The organism is Streptomyces sp. NBC_01012 (assembly GCF_045162755.1).
In the GTDB taxonomy this organism is placed as follows: Bacteria; Actinomycetota; Actinomycetes; order Streptomycetales; family Streptomycetaceae; genus Streptomyces.
Window position 1 is genome coordinate 4,213,226 of the sequence record NZ_CP108688.1, and the last position, 20,842, is coordinate 4,234,067.

General features: G+C 70.6%; 21 protein-coding genes. 11 read left to right on the forward strand and 10 right to left on the reverse strand.

Annotation, left to right across the window (positions count from 1 at the left end; all coding sequences use genetic code 11):
* Positions 1-2 precede the first annotated feature (2 nt).
* Together OG623_RS19030 and OG623_RS19035 are read right to left on the reverse strand one after the other, a co-directional pair.
* Positions 3-1,715, reverse strand: coding sequence for a threonine/serine exporter ThrE family protein (locus tag OG623_RS19030; RefSeq protein WP_406147925.1), 1,713 nt, complete (start codon positions 1,713-1,715; stop codon positions 3-5).
* Between the two features lie 194 nt (positions 1,716-1,909).
* Complete coding sequence (locus tag OG623_RS19035) at positions 1,910-2,404, reverse strand: inorganic diphosphatase (protein WP_406147926.1); 495 nt, start codon at positions 2,402-2,404, stop codon at positions 1,910-1,912.
* An 86-nt stretch (positions 2,405-2,490) separates the two neighbouring features.
* On the opposite strand from OG623_RS19035, the gene dacB reads away from it, so the two are divergent.
* From dacB to OG623_RS19070, 7 genes are all read left to right on the forward strand, one after another.
* Positions 2,491-3,993 (forward strand): D-alanyl-D-alanine carboxypeptidase/D-alanyl-D-alanine-endopeptidase, encoded by a 1,503-nt coding sequence (gene dacB / locus OG623_RS19040; RefSeq protein WP_406151904.1) that lies wholly within the window; start codon positions 2,491-2,493, stop codon positions 3,991-3,993.
* A gap of 48 nt (positions 3,994-4,041) precedes the next feature.
* Positions 4,042-5,187, forward strand: coding sequence for a zinc-dependent metalloprotease (locus OG623_RS19045; protein ID WP_406147927.1), 1,146 nt, complete (start codon positions 4,042-4,044; stop codon positions 5,185-5,187).
* A gap of 187 nt (positions 5,188-5,374) precedes the next feature.
* Positions 5,375-6,448: a tRNA lysidine(34) synthetase TilS gene (tilS, locus tag OG623_RS19050; RefSeq protein ID WP_406147928.1), complete on the forward strand. Its 1,074-nt coding sequence runs from the start codon at positions 5,375-5,377 to the stop codon at positions 6,446-6,448.
* Between the two features lie 98 nt (positions 6,449-6,546).
* Complete coding sequence (gene hpt / locus OG623_RS19055; protein ID WP_406151906.1) at positions 6,547-7,086, forward strand: hypoxanthine phosphoribosyltransferase; 540 nt, start codon at positions 6,547-6,549, stop codon at positions 7,084-7,086.
* 210 nt (positions 7,087-7,296) lie between these two features.
* Positions 7,297-9,345 (forward strand): ATP-dependent zinc metalloprotease FtsH, encoded by a 2,049-nt coding sequence (ftsH, locus tag OG623_RS19060; RefSeq protein ID WP_406147929.1) that lies wholly within the window; start codon positions 7,297-7,299, stop codon positions 9,343-9,345.
* A 182-nt stretch (positions 9,346-9,527) separates the two neighbouring features.
* Positions 9,528-10,133, forward strand: a complete 606-nt coding sequence (gene folE, locus OG623_RS19065) for a GTP cyclohydrolase I FolE (RefSeq protein ID WP_406147930.1) — start codon at positions 9,528-9,530, stop codon at positions 10,131-10,133.
* A gap of 44 nt (positions 10,134-10,177) precedes the next feature.
* Positions 10,178-10,531, forward strand: a complete 354-nt coding sequence (locus OG623_RS19070) for a VOC family protein (protein WP_406147931.1) — start codon at positions 10,178-10,180, stop codon at positions 10,529-10,531.
* A 43-nt stretch (positions 10,532-10,574) separates the two neighbouring features.
* Here the strand turns inward: OG623_RS19070 and OG623_RS19075 are convergent, their stop codons facing one another.
* The 6 genes from OG623_RS19075 to OG623_RS19100 all read right to left on the reverse strand — a co-directional run bounded on the left by OG623_RS19075 (position 10,575) and on the right by OG623_RS19100 (position 14,884).
* Positions 10,575-11,060 (reverse strand): DUF3180 domain-containing protein, encoded by a 486-nt coding sequence (locus OG623_RS19075; RefSeq protein WP_406147933.1) that lies wholly within the window; start codon positions 11,058-11,060, stop codon positions 10,575-10,577.
* 96 nt (positions 11,061-11,156) lie between these two features.
* Positions 11,157-11,768, reverse strand: coding sequence for a 2-amino-4-hydroxy-6-hydroxymethyldihydropteridine diphosphokinase (folK, locus tag OG623_RS19080; protein ID WP_406147934.1), 612 nt, complete (start codon positions 11,766-11,768; stop codon positions 11,157-11,159).
* On the reverse strand, positions 11,765-12,124 hold the full coding sequence (folB, locus tag OG623_RS19085; protein WP_362892405.1) for a dihydroneopterin aldolase: 360 nt from the start codon (positions 12,122-12,124) through the stop codon (positions 11,765-11,767). Before folB ends, folK begins: the two co-directional genes overlap by 4 nt.
* Positions 12,125-12,316: 192 nt before the next feature.
* Positions 12,317-12,799: a nuclear transport factor 2 family protein gene (locus tag OG623_RS19090; protein ID WP_406147935.1), complete on the reverse strand. Its 483-nt coding sequence runs from the start codon at positions 12,797-12,799 to the stop codon at positions 12,317-12,319.
* Positions 12,796-13,593: a dihydropteroate synthase gene (gene folP, locus OG623_RS19095; protein WP_406151908.1), complete on the reverse strand. Its 798-nt coding sequence runs from the start codon at positions 13,591-13,593 to the stop codon at positions 12,796-12,798. Before folP ends, OG623_RS19090 begins: the two co-directional genes overlap by 4 nt.
* A gap of 115 nt (positions 13,594-13,708) precedes the next feature.
* Positions 13,709-14,884: an ABC transporter ATP-binding protein gene (locus OG623_RS19100; protein ID WP_406147936.1), complete on the reverse strand. Its 1,176-nt coding sequence runs from the start codon at positions 14,882-14,884 to the stop codon at positions 13,709-13,711.
* 141 nt (positions 14,885-15,025) lie between these two features.
* Between OG623_RS19100 and OG623_RS19105 the strand changes: the two genes are divergently transcribed.
* The 4 genes from OG623_RS19105 (at position 15,026) to OG623_RS19120 (ending at position 18,595) form a co-directional block, all read left to right on the forward strand.
* On the forward strand, positions 15,026-15,745 hold the full coding sequence (locus OG623_RS19105; protein WP_406147937.1) for an ABC transporter permease: 720 nt from the start codon (positions 15,026-15,028) through the stop codon (positions 15,743-15,745).
* Between the two features lie 3 nt (positions 15,746-15,748).
* Complete coding sequence (locus tag OG623_RS19110; RefSeq protein ID WP_406147938.1) at positions 15,749-16,423, forward strand: ABC transporter permease; 675 nt, start codon at positions 15,749-15,751, stop codon at positions 16,421-16,423.
* A 52-nt stretch (positions 16,424-16,475) separates the two neighbouring features.
* Positions 16,476-17,456, forward strand: a complete 981-nt coding sequence (locus OG623_RS19115; protein WP_406147939.1) for a glycine betaine ABC transporter substrate-binding protein — start codon at positions 16,476-16,478, stop codon at positions 17,454-17,456.
* Positions 17,457-17,572: 116 nt separating this feature from the next.
* Complete coding sequence (locus tag OG623_RS19120; protein WP_406147940.1) at positions 17,573-18,595, forward strand: hypothetical protein; 1,023 nt, start codon at positions 17,573-17,575, stop codon at positions 18,593-18,595.
* 14 nt (positions 18,596-18,609) lie between these two features.
* On the opposite strand, the gene OG623_RS19125 is transcribed toward OG623_RS19120, so the two are convergent.
* Both OG623_RS19125 and OG623_RS19130 read right to left on the reverse strand, forming a co-directional pair.
* Positions 18,610-19,752 carry an NADH-quinone oxidoreductase subunit D gene (locus tag OG623_RS19125; RefSeq protein WP_406147941.1) on the reverse strand — a complete coding sequence of 381 codons (1,143 nt, stop codon included), beginning with the start codon at positions 19,750-19,752 and terminating at the stop codon, positions 18,610-18,612.
* Between the two features lie 18 nt (positions 19,753-19,770).
* Entirely contained in the window at positions 19,771-20,751 is a 981-nt protein-coding gene (locus OG623_RS19130) for an SAM-dependent methyltransferase (protein WP_406147942.1), read from the reverse strand.
* Positions 20,752-20,842: the final 91 nt, after the last annotated feature.

Sequence of the window (20,842 nt, forward strand, 5' to 3'; positions counted from 1 at the left end):
GGTCAGAAGCCGCGGGTCCGCTTGGCCGCCCGGCGGGACGGGCCCTCGACGGCACCCGGCACCCGCATGAACAGCCGCGAGATCTCGCTTCCGAGGTTCACCCCGATGGCGATGGCCAGCGCCGTGGCGACAGCGGTGAAGAGCGAGGTGAGCCCGGTGTCCACCTCGTTCTGCGCTACACCCAGCAGACCGAAGTACGTGGCGGAACCGGGCAGCAGCGGGCCGATCGCGGCCGTGATGTAGGGCAGCGACGAGGTGTAGCGGTAGCGCGAGAACAACTGGCCGAACAGCCCCACCAGACCGGCAGCCACCGCGGTCGCCGCCACCGGTGAGATCTTGGCGGTGGTGGCCATCGCCCCGAAGACGATCCAGGCGACGCCCCCGTTGAGGGTCACCGCGAGCACGGTTGAACGTTCCTGCTGGAGCAGGATGGCGAAGGCCAGCGTCAGGGTCATCGAGACCAGGATCTGGAGCACCGGCCGGTCGTTCGGTACGAAGCGGGCCTCCGGGTTGAGCTCGGCGCCGAGCTGGACACCCAGATAGAGCATCAGCAGCACACCGGCCACGATGCCGATGAAGAAGTACATGACCTCCAGGAGCCGGGCACCAGCGGTGAGGTAGTAGCCGGTCAGCCCGTCCTGCACCCCTGCGACGAGTGCACGCCCCGGCAGCAGCGCGAACAGCCCACCGGTGATCACCGCGGAGGGCCGTACGCCCGTCGAATGGGTGAGGGTCAGCAGGATGCCCATCGCGGCCGGGGGCATGGCCGCGGCGGTGAACTGGTAGAACTCCGGCAGCCCGCGCCCGGCGCAGAGCCAGGCCAGCCGGTCGCCGAGCATCGCGCCCGCCGCCGCCACGACGAAGACCAGGAACCCACCGCCGACCAGCACCGACGCCGAACCCGCGAGCAGCCCCGCGGCGGCCGTCAGCACCCAGCCCGGGTAGGGGTGCCGGTTACGGCGGATCTCGGCCAGGCGCCGGTAGGCCTCCTCCAGCGAGACCTCGACATGCTCGGCCGTGGTGATGTCGTCGATCAGCCGGAACACGGCCGCCAGCCGGGTGTAGTCGGTGCCCCGGCGGCGTACGGTACGGCTCGCCGTGATGGGGTCGTCGACCAGCGACGGCTGGTACGAGATGGACAGCAGCGTGAAGGTGACCGTCGGCTCACTGCGGTCGAGGCCGTACGAACGCGTCACCGCGAACATGGCCGCCTCGACGTCCTCGGCGCCCTCACCGCCCGCGAGCAGCAGCTCCCCGATACGCAGCGTCAGGTCGAGCACGCGGGGCACCGCGGGGCCCGCGTCGTCGGTCCGCTGCACGCTCTCCGGCGCCGGGCGCTCCGTCACCGGCATCCGCAGCATCGTGCGCATGCGGTCCTGCCAGGGGGCTTCCTTGGTCAGCCGCACCATCGGAATGCCGTGCGCGGGAGTGAAGGCGGGCTGCTGCTGGGCGTTGTACCCGCTCGGTGGGACGAAGGCGGAGGAGAGCGCGTCGGGACCCGCCCCGCCTCCCGCCCCCGGAGAGGCTCCGGCGCCGGAGCCGGACGACGAGGGCGGCTCCGGGTGCAGACCGGCCGGAAGGGCGAATTCCGATGACGGGTGGTCGTCCTCGGGCGGATACGCCGCCTGGTCCACACCGGCCGGCGGGACGAAGGCGCTGCGCGCCTCGTCGGACTGGGGCTTCTGGTCCTCGGGACCGCCCTGTTCCGCCACCACTCGACCTCGAACCTCCTCGACCGCTCGTTCCGGGAGCGCTTCTGCCCAGTATGGGCACGGACATGGGCCGCACACGCAGCGGGCGGCGCACCGGTGAAGGTGCGCCGCCCGCTGTCCGTACGGCTCGCTGGGCCGGTCGGCCCCATGCGCCGTGATCCCGCCGTTCCGCCTTGTGGGCGGACGCCGGGATTACGTCAGTGCGTCCCGCCCTGCGCCTCGAGGCGCTTGCGGGAGGCCTCGATCTCGGCCTCCGCCTCGGTGCGGCCGACCCAGTCGGCGCCCTCGACGGACTTGCCGGGCTCCAGGTCCTTGTAGACCTCGAAGAAGTGCTGGATCTCCAGGCGGTCGAACTCCGACACGTGGTGGATGTCGCGCAGGTGCTCCACCCGGGGGTCGGATGCCGGGACGCACAGCAGCTTGTCGTCGCCGCCGGCCTCGTCGGTCATCCGGAACATGCCGATGGCGCGGCACTTGATGAGGCAGCCGGGGAACGTCGGCTCCTCCAGGATGACCAGCGCGTCCAGCGGGTCGCCGTCCTCGCCGAGGGTGTTCTCGACGAAACCGTAGTCCGCCGGGTAGCTGGTCGAGGTGAAGAGCCGACGGTCCAGACGGATCCGACCGGTCTCGTGGTCCACCTCGTACTTGTTCCGCGAACCCTTCGGGATCTCGATAACGACGTCGAACTCCACGGGTGGCTCCTCCATGATCAACACATACGACTGGTGGTTAAGTGTCCCTCACGCAGATGAGTGCTCGCGAAAGGGGCTGGTCAACGGTGGCCGAGCCGGTGGAGAAACCGATCGACGAACCGTTGGACCGGTGGGGCGGGTGGGGCGGGTGGCGCGGGTGGAAAGCCCCGGAGTATCTGAAGCGCGGGAGCGGACCGAACGATCTCCGGCTCGTCGCAGGCTCCGCGGTGCTCGGCCTGGTGGTCGCCGTCGGCGCCGTCCTGGCGGCAGGTCCCTGGGACTCCGGTCAGCGTAAGGCCGAGCGGGACCGGGCAGCCGTCCTGCAGCGCGCAGGTGGCGTACATCACGAAGGTGCCGACGCCGGCGGTCCTGAGCCCGCAGCCAGTGCGCCCGCCGTTCTCGGCGCGCTCGGCACCACGACGGGTCTGACCGCCCCGGCGGGCGCCGGAGACCTGGAGGGCGCACTCGGGCCCCTGCTGGACACGCCCGCGCTCGGCTCCGTAAGCACGGCGGTGGTCGTCGACGCGGCCACCGGCAAGCAGCTGTACGCACGGGGCGCGGCGACCCCCATGACCCCCGCGTCCACGGTGAAGATCGCCACAGCGGCCGCCGCGCTCTCCGCGCTCGGGCCCGCCCACCGCATCCCCACGAAGGTCACGCTGTCCCCGGACGCACGGACGCTGACCCTCGTCGGGGGAGGCGACCCCACCCTGGACAAGGCCGACCTGCGCGCCCTGGCATCCGACACGGCGCGCTCCCTGGGGAAGGCCGGCGCGGGGCCCCTGCGGCTGGCGTACGACACCTCGCGCTATACGGGTCCGGCGCTCCACCCGATCGGCCCCAACGAGAACATCGCTCCCGTCAGCGCGCTGATGGCCGACGAGGGCCGTCTCGACAAGAGCGACCACGGACCCGCCGCGCGCAGCGACGACCCGGCGGGTGACGCCGCGCGCACCTTCGCGGGGCTCCTGGACGACGCGGGTGTCGCCACCCGGTCGGACCCCGCGTCCGGTCGGGCACCGGCCGACGGCAGGACGGTGGCGACGCACCTGTCGAAGCCGCTCTCCGCACTGGTCGAGCGGGCGTTGACCAACAGCGACAACGACATCGCCGAGGCCCTGGCGCGGCAGACCGCGCTGAAGGCGGGGGAGCCCGCCTCCTTCGCCGGGAGCCGTCGCGCGGTGACCGCCCGGCTGAAGGCGCTCGGTCTGCCGCTGGGCGGCGCCCGGCTCGCGGACGGCAGCGGTCTCGACCGGGAGGACAAGGTGACGGCGGGACTGCTGGCCAGGCTGCTCGCGCTCGCGGCAGGCCCCGACCACCCGGAGCTGCGTCCCGTCCTCACCGGACTCCCGGTCGCCGGCTTCAGCGGCACGCTCGGCGGGCGCTACACCGCGACGTCTCCGGCGACCGGCGTGATCAGGGCCAAGACGGGCACGCTCACCGGGGTGAACACCCTCGCCGGAACCACGGTCGACGCCCAGGGCCGGCTGCTCACGTTCGCCTTCCTGGCCTCGGGCACCGCGTCGGCGGGCGACGCGGAGGACTCGCTCGACGCCCTGGCCACCGCGCTCACCCGGGGCACCCGGTGAGCGGCTGACACCCCACCACGGAGCGGCCACCTCACGTACGGTTGACGCATGACGAGCATCGGTGGTGCCGAGATGGTCGACTGGAACCTCGCGGTCGCGACAGCGACCCGGCTCGTGCGGCCGGGTCCCGAGATCAGCCGCGAGGAGGCCCGCGCCGTCGTGGCGGAGCTCCGCCGGCATGCCAAGGCCTCGGAGGAGCACGTCCGTTCGTTCACCCGGATGATCCCGGACGGGCACGAACCCGAGGACACCCCTGTCCTGGTCGTCGACCGGGCCGGCTGGATCAGGGCCAATGTCGCGGGCTTCCGTGAGCTGCTGCGTCCGCTGCTCGGCAAGATGCAGGACCGCCGTGGCGGCGGCCCCGGAAACGCCGTGCTCGGCGCGGTCGGCGGCAAGGTGACCGGCGTCGAGCTGGGCATGCTGCTGTCGTTCCTCTCCTCCCGCGTCCTCGGGCAGTACGAGACCTTCGCCCCCGCCACCCGGGAGCTGCCCGCGTCCTCCAAGGGCGGCGGAAGACTGCTGCTGGTCGCCCCCAACATCGTCCACGTCGAACGCGAACTCGACGTCGACCCGCACGACTTCAGGCTCTGGGTGGCTCTCCACGAGGAGACGCACCGCACCCAGTTCACCGGGGTCCCCTGGCTCCGCGACCATCTGCAGGGCGAAATCCAGTCGTTCCTCGACGAGACCGACGTCGACCCCATGACCGTGCTCGAACGCCTCCGCGAGGCCGCGCAGGCCTTCTCGGGAGGCAATCGCCCCGAGGGCGAGCGGGGCGAGGAGGGCGACGACGGCGGGCACGGCCTCGTCGAGATCGTCCAGACCCCCACCCAACGCGAGATCCTGGGCCGTCTCACCGCCGTGATGTCCCTGCTCGAAGGGCACGCGGACTTCGTGATGGACGGGGTGGGCCCCGAAGTGGTGTCCTCCGTCGCCGAGATCCGGGAGAAGTTCCAGCAGCGCAGGGCGCGCGGCGCCAGCCGGCTGGATCTGGCGCTGCGCAAGCTCCTGGGGCTCGACGCCAAGCTGCGGCAGTACCGCGACGGCGAGAAGTTCGTCCGGGCCGTGGTGGACGAGGTCGGTATGGAGGGCTTCAACCGGGTGTGGACCTCCCCCAACACCCTCCCCACGAAGGCCGAGATCGCGGCGCCCGCGGACTGGGTGGCGCGGGTGCACCGTAAGGCAGACTCGTGATCTTGTCGGGTCCGACGGCAGAAGATTGCCTCGCTAATCACCCATCCGAGGGACCGTAGGGGCATGGGAAGGCGTGCAATGCTCGATGAACAGCTTGGCTCTGTCACCATCGACGCACTCTGAGTGACGGGAATCCGTTCCGCGCTCCGAGGCACCCCCCAAAAACTTCACCCGAAGGGCACCGGACATGGGTCCCCATCCTGCGGTCGCGGCGATACGCCTCGCGGTCCGCCGCGTACTCCACGACGTCGTCACCGAACACGACCGCCACATCGAACAGGCCGGACGCGCCGAGTTCGCCGAAGCCGGGGCGGGAGGACGGCGTTCCGGGCTTCCCGAGCGGCCGGACACCCCGCTGGTCCTCGTCGCCTGCTCCGGGGGCGCGGACTCGATGGCGCTCGCATCGGCCCTCGCCTTCGAGTCCCGCAAACTCCCCGTCCGCGCCGGCGGCATCACCGTCGACCACAATCTCCAGCCCGGCTCAGGACCCCGGGCCGACGAGGTCGTCGCCCGCCTCGCCGAGATGCGGCTCGACCCGGTCGAGTGCGTCGCCGTGCGGGTCGGCCGCGACGGCGGGCCGGAGGCCGCCGCCCGTGACGCCCGCTACGCCGCCCTGGACGCCGCCGCGGAGCGGTACGGCGCCGCCGCCGTGCTCCTCGGCCATACCCGCGACGACCAGGCAGAGACGGTTTTGCTCGGGCTCGCCCGCGGGTCGGGCATCCGCTCGCTCTCCGGGATGGCCGCCGCCTCGGGCCCCGCCGGCCGCTACCGCCGCCCGTTCCTCCAGCTCGACCGGCAGACCGCCCGCAAGGCCTGCCTGGTCCAGTCGATCCCCGTCTGGGACGACCCCCACAACATCGACCCCGCCTACACCCGCTCCCGGCTGCGCCACGAGGGCCTGCCCGCCCTGGAGAAGGCGCTGGGCAAAGGCGTCGTGGAAGCACTCGCCCGCACGGCGCAGCTCTCCCGTGACGATGCGGACGCCCTCGACACCTGGGCCGCCGAGGCCGCGCGCTCGGTGTGCGACGACGCCGGACGACTGGAGTGCGCCAAGCTCTCCGTCCTGCCGCCCGCGGTGCGCCGCCGGGTGCTGCGCCGCGCCGTGATCGACGCCGGATCCCCCGCGGGCTCGCTCTTCGCCCGGCACATCGAGGAAGTCGACCGGCTCATCACCGGGTGGCGGGGCCAGGGCGCCATCAACCTGCCCGGCCGCGTCGAGGTGCGACGGCAGGGTGGCAGACTGGTGATTCGGCAGAGCTGAAGCGCAAGCGGCTGAAGTGCAGGCGAAACGCCGGTCAGGCCCGGGGAACAGTCCGGCCGGTCGCGGCAGGGAAAGAGACGCGGGTGAACGAGAAGGACATGGGCGCCGACCTTGAGTCGGTGCTCCTCACCAAGGAAGAGATCGACGCGAAGCTCGTCGAGCTGGCAGCGAAGATCGACGCGGAGTACGCGGGCAAGGACCTGCTCATCGTCGGCGTGCTCAAGGGCGCCGTGATGGTCATGGCGGATCTGGCCCGCGCGCTGTCCACTCCCGTCACCATGGACTGGATGGCCGTCTCGTCGTACGGAGCCGGCACGCAGTCCTCGGGCGTCGTCCGGATCCTCAAGGACCTCGACACCGACATCAAGGGCAAGCACGTCCTGATCGTCGAGGACATCATCGACTCAGGTCTGACACTGTCCTGGCTGCTGACCAACCTCGGCTCGCGTGAACCCGCGAGCCTTGAGGTCTGCACGCTGCTCCGTAAGCCGGACGCCGCCAAGGTCGCGATCGACGTGAAGTGGGTCGGCTTCGACATTCCCAACGAGTTCGTCGTCGGCTACGGACTCGATTACGCGGAGAGGTACCGCAACCTCCCCTTCGTCGGTACGCTCGCCCCTCACGTCTACGGAGGCTGAGACAGCCGCTCCACGAGGAGCCGGCACAACCCGGCCGGGCACCCGGGAACCCTTGTGGCGTTCGGGCCGTTGGAGCCTTCGAAGACAGGCTTGTCGGACCTCCCCTGCGGTCACGCGTGACGATGCTGGGGTACGGTCCGAAGAACACTCTTTTCTCACAGCAGCATTTACCTACGGGCAGGAGGGACGGGGCGACTTCGCTCCGTATGGATGGACGTGAAGCGATACTTCCGTGGGCCGGTCATGTGGATCGTGCTGGCCGTCCTCGCCGTGGTCGTGTTGATGCAGGTCGTCGGCTCGTCCGGCGGCTACAAGACGGTGGACACCGGCAAGGTGATCCAGGCGATCAGTAAGAACCAGGTGGAGCAGGCCAAGCTCACCACCGGTGACGAACAGATCCTGAAGATCGAGCTGAAGGACAAGGAAAAGCTCCAGGGCGAGTCCGGCAGCAAGTTCCAGGCGAGCTACATCGGCAACCAGGGTGTCGAGCTCGCCGACACGCTGCAGAAGAAGTTCGAGAGCGGTGACATCGAGAAGGGTTACACCGTCTCGCCGTCGAAGCAGTCCCCGTTCGTCTCGATCCTTCTCTCCCTGCTGCCCTTCGTCCTGATCGTGGTCGTGTTCCTGTTTCTGATGAATCAGATGCAGGGCGGCGGCTCCAAGGTCATGCAGTTCGGCAAGTCCAAGGCCAAGCTGATCACCAAGGACACGCCGAAGACGACGTTCGCCGATGTGGCGGGGTCGGACGAGGCGGTCGAGGAACTCTACGAGATCAAGGAATTCCTCCAGGAGCCGGCGAAGTTCCAGGCCGTCGGCGCCAAGATCCCCAAGGGCGTCCTGCTCTACGGGCCGCCCGGTACGGGTAAGACACTGCTCGCCCGCGCCGTCGCGGGTGAGGCGGGCGTGCCGTTCTACTCGATCTCCGGTTCCGACTTCGTCGAGATGTTCGTCGGTGTCGGTGCCTCCCGGGTGCGTGACCTCTTCGAGCAGGCCAAGGCGAACGCCCCGGCGATCGTCTTCGTCGACGAGATCGACGCCGTCGGACGGCACCGCGGTGCCGGCATGGGCGGCGGTCACGACGAGCGCGAGCAGACGCTCAACCAGCTGCTCGTCGAGATGGACGGCTTCGATGTGAAGGGCGGGGTCATCCTGATCGCCGCCACGAACCGGCCGGACATCCTGGACCCGGCGCTGCTGCGTCCCGGACGCTTCGACCGGCAGATCGCCGTCGACCGGCCGGACATGCAGGGCCGCCTTGAGATCCTCAAGGTCCACCAGAAGGGCAAGCCGGTCGCGGAGGACGTCGACCTCAACGCGGTCGCCCGTCGTACGCCCGGTTTCACCGGTGCCGACCTGTCGAACGTGCTGAACGAGGCCGCGCTCCTGACGGCGCGCAGCAACAAGAAGCTGATCGACAACCAGATGCTCGACGAGGCCATCGACCGCGTCGTGGCGGGTCCGCAGAAGCGGACCCGGATCATGTCCGAGAAGGAAAAGAAGATCACCGCGTACCACGAGGGCGGACACGCCCTGGTCGCGGCGGCCTCTCCCCAGTCGGACCCGGTCCACAAGATCACGATTCTCTCCCGCGGCCGCGCCCTCGGTTACACGATGGTGCTCCCGGAGGAGGACAAGTACTCCACGACGCGCAACGAGATGCTCGACCAGCTGGCATACATGCTGGGCGGGCGCGCGGCCGAGGAGCTGGTCTTCCACGACCCGACGACCGGTGCGGCGAACGACATCGAGAAGGCCACCGCGACGGCCCGCTCGATGGTCACGCAGTACGGCATGACCGAGCGCCTCGGTGCCATCAAGTTCGGTGGGGACAACAGCGAGCCGTTCGTGGGCCGGGAGATGGGCCATCAGCGCGACTACTCGGAAGAGGTCGCGGCGCTCGTCGACGAAGAGGTCAAGAAGCTCATCGAGACCGCGCACAACGATGCGTGGGAGATCCTCGTGGAGAATCGCGACATCCTCGACGCCCTGGTCCTCGAGCTCCTCGAGAAGGAGACGCTCGGCAAGGACCAGATCGCCGAGATCTTCGCCCCGATCGTGAAGCGCCCGGCTCGTCCGGCGTGGACCGGCTCCGCCCGGCGTACCCCGTCGACGCGTCCGCCGGTGCTTTCCCCCAAGGAGCTCGCCCTCACCAACGGCTCCGCCAATGGTTCGGGCACTCCGGAGATCGCTCCGACGGATCTCACGAAGGACACCGGCGGCTCGACCGAGGCGCGTCCCGAGGACCGCCCCGAGAGTTAGCCCCTGCCCGATCCGATGTGGCCCCTGTCACGGGGGCCCCACCAGGCCCGGAATGGATGCCGCGCCCCCCAGGTTCTAGCCTGTGGGGGCGCGGCTTTTTCGTATGTCTGCGTCGAGCCTGCCGAATTTCCGTGAGGCCGGGCGGGTCCGCGCATGTGACTGCACAGAGGAACGAGGCACAGATGACCGACCCGGTGACGCTCGACGGGCAGGGCTCGATCGGCGTATTCGACGAGAAGCGGGCCGAGTCGGCCGTACGGGAGCTGCTCATCGCGGTGGGGGAGGACCCCGACCGTGAAGGCCTGCGGGAGACCCCGGGCCGGGTGGCGCGTGCCTACCAGGAAATATTCGCCGGTCTCCACCAGGAGCCCGAGGACGTCCTGACGACGACCTTCGACCTCGGCCACGACGAGATGGTGCTGGTCAAGGACATCGAGGTGTTCAGCACCTGCGAGCACCACCTGGTGCCGTTCCACGGTGTCGCCCACGTCGGCTACATCCCCGCGGCCAGCGGCAAGATCACCGGGCTGTCGAAGCTGGCACGGCTGGTCGACGTCTACGCCCGGCGGCCGCAGGTCCAGGAGCGGCTCACCACACAGATCGCCGACTCCCTGATGGCGATCCTGGAACCGCGCGGTGTCATCGTCGTCGTCGAGTGCGAGCACATGTGCATGTCGATGCGGGGCATCCGTAAGCCCGGGGCCAAGACCATCACCTCCGCGGTCCGTGGGCAGCTGCGTGACCCGGCCACGCGTGCCGAGGCGATGAGCCTCGTCATGGCACGCTGAGAGCGGTCCGGCGCCCGGCCGGACCCGCCAGGAGAGGAGCCCCCATGGCATTCACCCATGTGCTCGCCGTAGCGCCCGTGATGGCCGTCCAGCCGGCGGTGGAGTGGTACGAGCGGCTTCTGGGCCGTCCGGCCGACGCGCGGCCGATGGACGGGCTCGCCGACTGGCACATCTCCCCGTCCGGCTGGCTCCAGGTCTTCGAGTCGCCCGAGCAGGCCGGCGGGGCCCTGGTGAATCTGGTGGTCGACGATCTGGACCGGGCGCTCTCGGATCTCACGGACCGGGGGATCACGGCGGGAGAGATCCAGCCGGGCTCGCGCGGTGTGCGGTTCTCCGCGGTCCATGACCCCGACGGCAACCGGGTCACCCTGATCGAGAACCCGGTGTCCTCCGACTGACGCGCGTGGGCGTGGTGCGAGGCATCGCGGGACGGCCCGGCCCTCAGGCGGCCCGGGCGGTGTTCCCGTCGTCGTCCCCGTCGTCGGGGAGCTTGCAGACACGCTCGACGAAGAAGGCGGCGGCGACGACCGCGACGCCGGCCAGCACGGCGAAGCCCGCGTAGATCGCCTGGTCCCGCCGGGACGGGATGTCGAGGGAGCCGAGCAGGAAGACGCCCGTGCCGCCGTACATCCCCGCGACGAGTGCGGCGACGAGCGCGCTCGCCTGGCCGAAGACCACGGCGCGCGCCGCCATCATCGGGTCCACGCCCTTCGCCCCGGGGCGCCGTTCCCGCTGCGCGCGGAGCCTCGACCGGATCGACAGGGCCGTGGCCAGCAGCACGACGGCGATCACGGCCAGCACCACGGGCGCGGCGAGCGGCACGCTGGGCAGCGTCCCCAGGGCGTCCCAGAGGCGGGCCGCGCCCCAGGACAGCACCCCGGCTCCGGCGAAGAGTCCGGCCAGGAGCCCGAGCCGTAGTTGCTTCACCGAGAGTGCCGCCCTTCGTCGCCGTTGCCCGTCATGGGTCGCCCGTGCCGTCGGACGCGTCGCTGGTCCGTGACCGGTCGTCCTTGAGCCTAACGACTACTCGGGGAGACGGAGTTCCAGGTCGGGCCGGGGAAGCACTCCCTGCCGGCCGACACCGGCCAGCAGGTCGGCGACCGGGCCCGAACCGGGAAGCTGGGCCTCCGGGTCCACGTCGTGCCAGGGGGCGAGGACGAAGGCGCGCTCACCGGCGCGGGGGTGCGGGAGGGTCAGCAGCGGGTCGTCGGAGACCACCTCGGCGTACGACACGATGTCGACGTCGATGGTGCGCGGTCCCCAGTGCTCCTCGCGGACCCGGTCGAAGGCCTCCTCGATGGCCTGGCCGCGCTCCAGCAGGGAGGAGGGCGGCAGGGTCGTCTTCACGACGATCACCGCGTTGAAGTACGAGGGCTGGGAGCCGGGCTCGACGCCCCAGGGCTCCGTCTCGTAGACCGGGGAGACCGCCTTGACCCGGAGGCCGGGGGTGTCCTCCAAGGCGTCGATGGCGCCCTGGAGGGTCTCCAGCCGGTTGCCGAGATTGGAGCCGAGTGAGATCACGGCGCGTTTCGGGTTGGAGAGGGTGACGTCTGCCGCGTCGACCTGCTCGACCACTGCGGCGGGAACCGGCTGTACGGTCGGGTCGCTCTGCCCCTCGGTGGAAAATGCAGTCATGCTCGGCTCCGGGTGATGGTGATGGTCACGTCGTCGAAGGGGACGGTGATCGGGGCGTCCGGCTTGTGGACGACGACCTCGACCTCCTCGACCCCCTCGTGCTTGAGGCACTGCTGCGCGATGCGTTCCGCGAGGGTCTCGATCAGATCGACGGGCTCACCCTTGACGACGTCGGCGACCTCCTCAGCGACCACGCCGTAGTGAACGGTCTTCGACAGGTCGTCGGCGGCTGCCGCGGGGCGGGTGTCGAGGCCGAGCACCAGGTCCACGATGAAGGTCTGGCCCTCTGCCCGTTCCCGGGGGAAGACACCGTGGTATCCACGGGCCTTGAGGCCGCGCAGCGCGACACGATCCACGCGAATCACTCCTGCTGTTCGTCGTCTCTGGAGCACCTGACCGCGTGCGGGCGGTGCGGGTGCCGTCTTCGAATCTACCCGCGAGCACAGACAGCGCCCGCCCGCGGGGGCGCGGACCGGCCCGGCAGGGGGTTGGTAGCCGCGTATACCCAGTGATCCGGGGGCTCAATCCCGGTGACCCGAGCCGTCCGCTCAGGCGGTCGGCTCTTCGTCCTCTTCCTCACCGGTTTCGGCCAGTACGGGCGAGCCATGGTGGGACCAGAGCTTCCAGCCCTCCGGTGTGCGCCGGAACACATTGGTGGCGACGACGAGCTGGCCGACGAGCGGTCCGAGCGCGTTGCCCTCCTCGGCGGGGCCACCGCTGAGGATGTTCTCGGTGCAGGTCACCAGGGCGGTGTCGCCGGTCATCGAGACGCCGACATCGGTCAGGAAGAACTGGATGTACTCGGTGTTCGCCATGATCAGCGCATAGCTCCGCAGCACCTCGCCCCGGCCGGTGAGCACCGGCCAGCCCGGGTGGACGCAGGACACCGTGAGGTCCTCGCCGGGCAGCCACAGACCGGAGAGCTCGTCGAGATCGCCGCGCTCCATCGCCTCGTAGAAGGCGGTGTTGGCCTGTTCGACCGCCGCGATGTCGGCCGCTGCCTCCTCGTGCTCGTCGCGGGCGGCGCTCACGCGGCTCCCTCGACGGCGCGGGCCACCCGCACCGCGTCCGCCGTCGGCCGCACCGCGTGCACCCGGACCGCCCAGGCGCCCGCGGCGGCGGAGAGCGCGGAGACCGCGGTCGTCGCCGCGTCGCGTTCACGCGCGGGTGGCGGGACCGCGTACTCGCCGGCCAGCACCTGGCCGAGGAACCTCTTGCGGGAGGCGGCGACCAGCAGCGGCCTGCCCAGGTCGTGCAGCCGGTCCAGGTGCGCCACCAGCGTGAGGTCCTGGGCCGCGTTCTTGGCGAAACCGAGCCCCGGGTCGATCACCAGCTTCTCGGGGTCCACCCCGCCATCGGTCACGGCGTCCATACGCTCCCGGAGCTCCGCGACGACTTCACCGACGACGTCCCCGTACACCGCGCGGCTGTTCATCGACTCGCTGAAACCACGCCAGTGCATGACGACGAACGGCACTCCCGCGGCGGCGACGACCGGGATCATGCCGGGGTCGGCGAGGCCGCCGCTCACGTCGTTGACCAGGACGGCGCCGGCGGCGACGGACTGTTCGGCGACACCGGCCCGCATGGTGTCCACGGAGACGGTGACGCCCTCGGAGGCCAGCCCCCGCACGACGGGGATCACCCGCCGCAGCTCCTCGGCCTCGTCCACCCTGCTGGCGCCAGGGCGGGTCGACTCGCCGCCGACGTCGATCAGATCCGCACCCTCGGCCACCAGCTCGAGGCCGTGCTTGATCGCCGCCGTGGTGTCGAACCAGTGGCCTCCGTCGGAGAAGGAGTCGGGCGTCACGTTGACGACTCCCATGACCGCACAGCGGTCCCACTTCGGGAGACCCCGCACCGTGCCCCGCCCTCGCAACGTACTCATGCCTTCAGCCTAGGCCGTGCCGACGACAACCCGCCCGGCGCGCACGCGCCGCTCACGGGGTGCCGACACCCGCCACGGTCTCCACGGCGACCTCGGCGCGCGGCACGTCCTGGGCGTCCGCGTCGATCGAGCGGCGCAGCGCCTCATGGAGGCGGGCCGGGGTGAGCACGCCGAGGAAGCGGCCGGTGGCCTCCTCGTCGATGACGGCGATCCAGCCCGCGTCGTGCTGCAGCATCGTGGCGAAGGCCTGCTTGAGGGGTGCGCCGAGCGGAAGCCACGCCTCCATGCGCCGGGCGTGTTCACGGACCGTGCCCTTGGCGCCCGCCCCCTCGTCAGCCGGGATCCAGCCGTGCAGATTGTCCTGGCCGTCGAGTACGACAGCCCAGCGTGCCCCGTCGGCCCGCAGCCGCTCGGTCGCCTTCGACAGCGGATCGTCGAGATGGACGACCGGCGGCTGGTCCAGGTCGCTCTCCTCCACCGGCGTGACCGAGAGCCGCTTCAGGCCGCGGTCCGCTCCGACGAAGTCGGCGACGTAGCCGGTGGCCGGGGCGCCGAGGACCGTGGCCGGGGTGTCGAACTGCTCGATGCGGCCCTGCCCGTACACGGCGATCCGGTCGCCGAGCCGGACCGCCTCCTCGATGTCATGAGTGACGAAGAGCACGGTCTTGCGGACCTGGGCCTGCAGCTTCAGGAATTCGTTCTGGAGCCTCTCCCGCACGACCGGATCGACCGCGCCGAACGGCTCGTCCATCAGCAGGACCGGCGGATCGGCCGCCAGCGCCCGTGCCACGCCGACGCGTTGGCGCTGGCCGCCGGAGAGCTGCTCGGGATAGCGGCCGCCGTAGACGGACGGGTCGAGCCCGACGAGATCCAGCAGTTCGGCGGCGCGACGCCTGCCCTTTTCGCGCCCCCAGCCGAGGAGATGGGGAACGGTCGCCGTGTTCTCCAGGACCGTCTTGTGCGGGAAGAGTCCGACCTGTTGGATCACATAGCCGATACGGCGCCGGAGCTGGACCGGGTCGATGGCGGATATGTCGTCCCCATCGAGGAATATCCGGCCGTCGGTCGGCTCGGTCAGCCGGTTCACCATCTTCATGGTGGTCGTCTTGCCGCAGCCGGAAGGCCCGACGAGCGTGACCAGTTCACCCTCGGCGACCTCGAAGGAAAGGTCGTCGACGGCTGTGGTGCCGTCCGCGTACCGCTTGGTGACGTGCTCGAAACGGATCATGATTCCCCATTGTGACGCGGGTTATGTGAAGGCCATGTTGCCGGAATACGACAGCCTCGGCGATTGTCGGTGGTCGAGGATAGGGTCTCCCAGGGCCGGATCCGGGGCGGCATCACGAGGGCAAACAGGAGGTGGGGGCGGGTGGCCGAGCAGAACTGCCTGGTGGCGAACGACTGGATCTGCGGAGAGTATCTGCGCTCCCGCGGTCATGAGTTGGCCGATGCGACCGTCCAGCACATCTGGATCACGGTGGTATCCGTGCTGATAGGCCTCGTGGTGGCATTCCCGCTCGCGCTGCTCGCCCGCCGTGGCCGGCATTTCGCGGCCCCGGTGCTGGGCCTGACGACCGTGCTCTACACGGTGCCTTCGCTGGCGATGTTCTCGCTGCTGCTGCCGCTCTTCGGCCTTTCGGCTGCGCTCGTCGTCACCGGCCTTGTGCTCTATTCACTGACCATTCTCGTGCGCAACATCCTGGCGGGTCTCGAAGCGGTCCCACAGGAGGCCAGGGAGGCCGCCGAGGGCTTGGGATACGGCCCGGTCAGGCTTCTCTGGGAGGTCGAGCTCCCTCTCGCGCTGCCCGCGCTCATGGCCGGGCTGCGGATCGCCACGGTGTCGACGGTCGCGCTGACCACGGTCGGCTCGCTCGTCGGCAAGGGCGGCCTCGGCAATCTCATCGAGGACGCGCTGCCCAGCTTCTTCAAGGCACAGGTGCTCACCGCGTCCGTGCTCTGTGTGCTTCTCGCGGTGGCCGCGGACCTGCTCCTGCTCGGTGTCCAACGCCTGCTCACGCCCTGGACCCGGATACGGACGCCCGCCGTGGCATCCGCCGGGGCGGGCATCGCCAAGACTGAGGCGGTCTGAGTCATGGGAGTCATCGGGGAGGCCTGGAGCTGGCTCACGACCGGCGCCAACTGGTCGGGGGACGGCGGGGCGGGACACCGGCTGGCCGAGCATCTGTACGTCAGCGGGATCGCCCTCGCGGTGGCCTGCCTCATCGCCCTGCCGGTCGCGCTGTATCTGGGACACCTGGGCAAGGGGGGCGGGCTCGCCGTCAACATCTCCAACGTGGGCCGCGCGGTCCCGGTGTTCGCGGTGCTGGCCCTGTTCATGATGACGCCCCTGCGCAACTCCGGCTATCTGCCCACGGTCATCGCGCTGGTGCTGTTCGCCGTACCCCCGCTGCTGACCAACGCCTACGTCGGGATGACGGAGGTGGACCGCTCGGTGGTGGAGGCCGCACGCGGCATGGGGATGTCAGGCCCGCAGCTGTTCGTCAGGGTCGAGCTTCCGCTCGCCTACCCGATGATCATGACCGGCCTCCGGTCGGCCGCGGTCCAGGTGATCGCCACCGCCTCGATCGCGGCGATGGTCGGTCTCGGCGGGCTGGGCCGGATCATCACCGCCGGATTCAACACCTACGACACCCCGCAGGTCTTCGCGGGCGCCGTGCTGGTCGCCCTCCTGGCGTTGGTGGTGGAGGGCGTCCTGGTGGTGCTCGACCGGCTGCTGTCGCCGCTGCGCCGCCGCCGGACCGTATGAACGCGCTGACCTTTCGGACTGTGCACACCATTTTTCTCGGACGGAGAACAACATGAGCAGGACCTCGCGCATAGCGGGTGCGGTCATCGGAGCCGTCGCGCTGGCAGGGTCGCTCGCCGCCTGCGGCGGCGACAGCCTGGAGAAGGACAAGGGCGGCTCGGACACGGGTTCCGGCGCCGACTCCAAGAAGGGCTCGCTCGTCGTGGGCGCGGCCGGCTTCACCGAGTCCAAGGTGCTCGCCGAGCTGTACGCCCAGGTCCTGGGCGGCGCCGGTTACGACACGTCGGTCACCACGGTGAAGAACCGTGAACTGTACGAGCCCTCGCTGGAGAAGGGCGAGATCGACGTCGTCCCGGAATACGCGGCGACCCTCGCGGAATTCCTCAACGCCAAGGTCAACGGCGCGAAGAAGGCGGAGAAGGCACCGGTCGCATCGGGCGACGTGAAGGCGACCGTCACCGCTCTGGAGAAGCTCGCCACCCCGCTCGGACTGAAGGTCCTTCCGGTCGGGGAGGCGGTCGACCAGAACGCCTTCGCGGTCTCGAAGGAATTCGCCGACAAGAACAGCCTCACGACCCTTTCCGATCTCGGCAGCTCGAAGATCAAGGTCAAGATCGCTGCCGGCGACGAGTGCGAGGTGCGTCCGTTCTGCGCACCCGGGCTGAAGAAGACGTACGGCATCGACGTCTCGGGGATCGACCCCAAGGGCGTCGGCACCCCGCAGTCCAAGCAGGCCGTGAAGGACGGCAAGGACCAGCTGGTCCTCACGACCACCACGGACGCGGTGCTCGACTCCTACGGGCTGGTGTTCCTGGAGGACGACAAGAAGCTGCAGAATGCGGACAACGTCGTTCCGGTACTCAATGCGAAGGAAGCGGGCGCGCCCGAGATCGCGGAGGCGCTCGGAAAGCTCACCGACGTACTCACCACGGAGGACCTCGCGGAACTGAACCGGAAGGTCGACGCGGAGCGCGCCAAGCCCGCGGACGCGGCCGGTGACTATCTCCGGTCGAAGGGCCTGATCAAGAAGTAGAAAGGCGTACCAGAGGGCCACTTGAGGGGCCGCGCGGGACGTCGCGAGGTAACCGGCGGGGAACAGATTGCCGGGCGGTCTCCCAAGTGGCCCGTGCGCACGGTAAATTTCGAGCCATGCCACGAGGACGCCACCGCCATTCACCGCCCCTCCACAGAATCCTGCCCCCCGTTGTGGTGGCCGGAGTGCCGGTCGTCTGCGCCGCCGGTGCCTGGCTCCTCGCGGAACCTCTGCCGCTGCGGGCCCTGGTGGCCGTGACAGCGGCAGCCGCCGTCACCGGTGGCTGTCTGATGCGCGGCTGGGACCGAGCGGCCGGACTGCGTGTCGCCGAGCTGACCCGGGCCAGGGCCAGCGACGAGTGGAAGGCCGAGGAGCGCATAGCCGAACTCGAGGCGGACCTCGAGGAATCAAGGGAGCTGCGCACCCGGCTGGAGACCAAGCTGCGCCGCAAGCGTGTGGAGCTCGCCGGGCTGCGGGGCGAACACGCCGCGCTGCTGCGCCGGTACGCCAACGCCGAGACGGAGCGTGCCAGCGCGCTCGAGGGCCGCAGGCAGCTGGCCATCGAGGCGTCCGCGCCGCGCGAGCTGCTGCCCGCCAGGTCCACGCCGACGCCCGGCGCCTATCAGCGTGCCGCCCAGGCCTTGCAGGAGCTGCCCCGCAACGCCGCGCTCCAGGAGGCTCGCCGCACGGCCGAGCTGGCCAGGCAGCGTGACATCGCCGAGCGGTCGGCGGAGCGGGACACGGAGGGCGACGGCCCGGCGGGGAAGCACGCGGCGGTCTCCGGAGCGGGTGCCCCCCAGCACCGCCGCGCCCAGGCCGCCCTCCCCGCGCCGCAGTTGTCCCCCGCCGTGCGCCCGCCCCGCGCCGTGCCCGCCGCGTCGGCCGTCGCGCCGTACGACGCCGCGCGCCGTCAGCTGGTGCCGCAGGGAAGCTTCGACTTCTTCGGCACGCAGAAGGCGAGCGCCGCGATCGAGTCCGTGCAGAACGAGGACCTCGCGGACGTGGTGGGCGAGGAGGCACTGGCCGCACACCGCACGGGCACGGCCGAGAACCGCGCCGTCGGCAAGGTCATCGACCTCACGGCGCACGACGACACCGAGCAGCTGGACGTCGTCGAGCTGCGCAGCGCGATCTCGTAGCAGCCGGCTCCCCGCTACTTGTCGATGTCTCCGACCACGAAGAAGAGCGAGCCCAGGATCGCCACCATGTCGGAGACCAGCGTGCCGGGCAGCAGCTCGGTGAGTGCCTGGATGTTGTTGAACGAGGCGGAGCGCAGCTTCAGCCGGTACGGGGTCTTCTCGCCCGTGGAGACCAGGTAGTAGCCGTTGACGCCCAGCGGGTTCTCGGTCCAGGCGTAGGTGTGGCCCTCGGGCGCCTTCAGCACCTTGGGCAGCCGCTGGTTGATGGGCCCGGGTGCCAGGTCGGCCATCCGGTCCAGGCAGGCGTCCGCGAGGTCCAGGGCGTTGTGCGTCTGCTCCAGCAGGCATTCGAAGCGGGCCAGGCAGTCGCCCTCGGTCCTGGTGACCACCTTGAGGGTGTCCCGCAGCTCCCCGTACGCCAGATACGGCTCGTCGCGCCGCAGGTCGAAGTCGACCCCGGAGGCACGGGCGATCGGCCCCGACACCCCGTAGGCGTGCACGGCCGCTGCGGACAGCACACCCACCCCGCGCGTGCGGCCACGGAAGATCTCGTTGCCGAGGACCAGCCGGTCGTACACGTCCATCCGCGAACGCACGGACGCCACGGCGTCCCTGGCCCGGCCGAGCCAGCCCGCCGGCAGGTCCTCCTTGAGGCCGCCGACCCGATTGAACATGTAGTGCATCCGGCCGCCGGAGACCTCCTCCATCGCGGCCTGGAGCTCCTCGCGCTCCCGGAACGCGTGGAACATCGGGGTGATCCCGCCGAGTTCGAGGGGGTAGGAGCCGAGGAACATCAGATGGTTCAGGACGCGGTTCAGCTCCGCCAGCAGCGTCCTCGTCCAGACGGCGCGCTCGGGAACCTCCATGCCCAGCATCCGCTCGACGGCCATGACGACCCCGAGCTCGTTGGAGAACGCCGACAGCCAGTCGTGGCGGTTGGCGAGCATGATGATCTGCCGGTAGTCCCTGGCCTCGAAGAGCTTCTCCGCGCCCCGGTGCATATAGCCGATGACGGGCTCGGCCCGCTGGATCCGCTCGCCGTCCAGGACGAGCCGCAGCCGGAGGACACCGTGGGTGGAGGGGTGCTGCGGACCGATGTTCAGCACCATGTCGGTGCTCTCCGCCGCGCCGCCGATGCCGATCGTCGTCTCCGTCATGCGGGACAGTATCCCTCCTCATCCCTCCGCGCGGTCCGGGACCCGATGCCGCAGCCAGCCGAAGTCGCCCAGCCCGCCGCGCGCCGTGAGTTCCGCCGCCTCCCCGGCCGACGCGAGCGCCCGTACGTATCCGGCCGGGTCCGCCGAGGCCTGTGCCAGCGGCGGGCGTCCGCCGCTGATGCCCAGGTCCGCCAGTGCCGTCCGCTGGTCCAGGAGTTCGGCCTCGCCGCCCACCGCCGCCGCGCAGGCGTCCAGGGCCACGTGCGAGGTCAGGTCGCAGCTCCCGTCGGGCACGGGCGCCACCTCACGGCCTCCCCGGAATCCGGTCAGCGTCCCGAACGGCGGCCTCGACGCCCGTACATGCGCGTAGTCCACCGCCACCGCCGTCCCGCCGGCCAGCGTCGCGACGGCCCTGGCCCAGGCCTCGTCGCGCGGCCTGCCGATCTCCGCGCGGTCGCCGGGCGCGGACAGCGGCCACCAGCGGCTCAGCCACCGGGCGTCCTCGCCGCTGACCGGATCGCCCAGCCGCTCGGCGCCGTCGGCCGCGCGTACGAGGACATAGCGGGGCACCCCGTCCGCGTCGGCCTCGGCGATGTCCGTGGGGACGTTGTCCAGCCATTCGTTGGCGAACAGCAGTCCCCGGGCGCCACGCGGCGGCTCGGCGCACCACTCGATGTCCGGGGCGAGGCCCGGCGGGCGCGGGGCGAGCTCCACGGCGTACGCCCGCACGGTGAGGGCGGGGGCGGCCCGCAGCGCCGCCAGCACCCCGGTCAGCAGCTCGCCGCGGCCCGCCCCCATGTCGACCAGGGCGACCGAGTCCGTGCCCAGCTCCCGGGCGGTGCCGGCCAACAGCCGGGCGACGGCCGTGGCGAACAGCGGGGAGGCGTGCACCGAGGTGCGGAAATGGCCGGCAGGACCCTCCGGGCGCCGGTAGAAGCCCTCTTCCCCGTACAAAGCGGTCTCGGCGGCTTCCCGCCAGCGGCACCAGTCATACGTCACAGAGGCAAGTCTCCACCTTGGGGAGTAGGGTCCCTTGACCCGGATCGACCCTTCGGCTGACCCGTGCACCGAGATGCTGTCCCTACGCTGG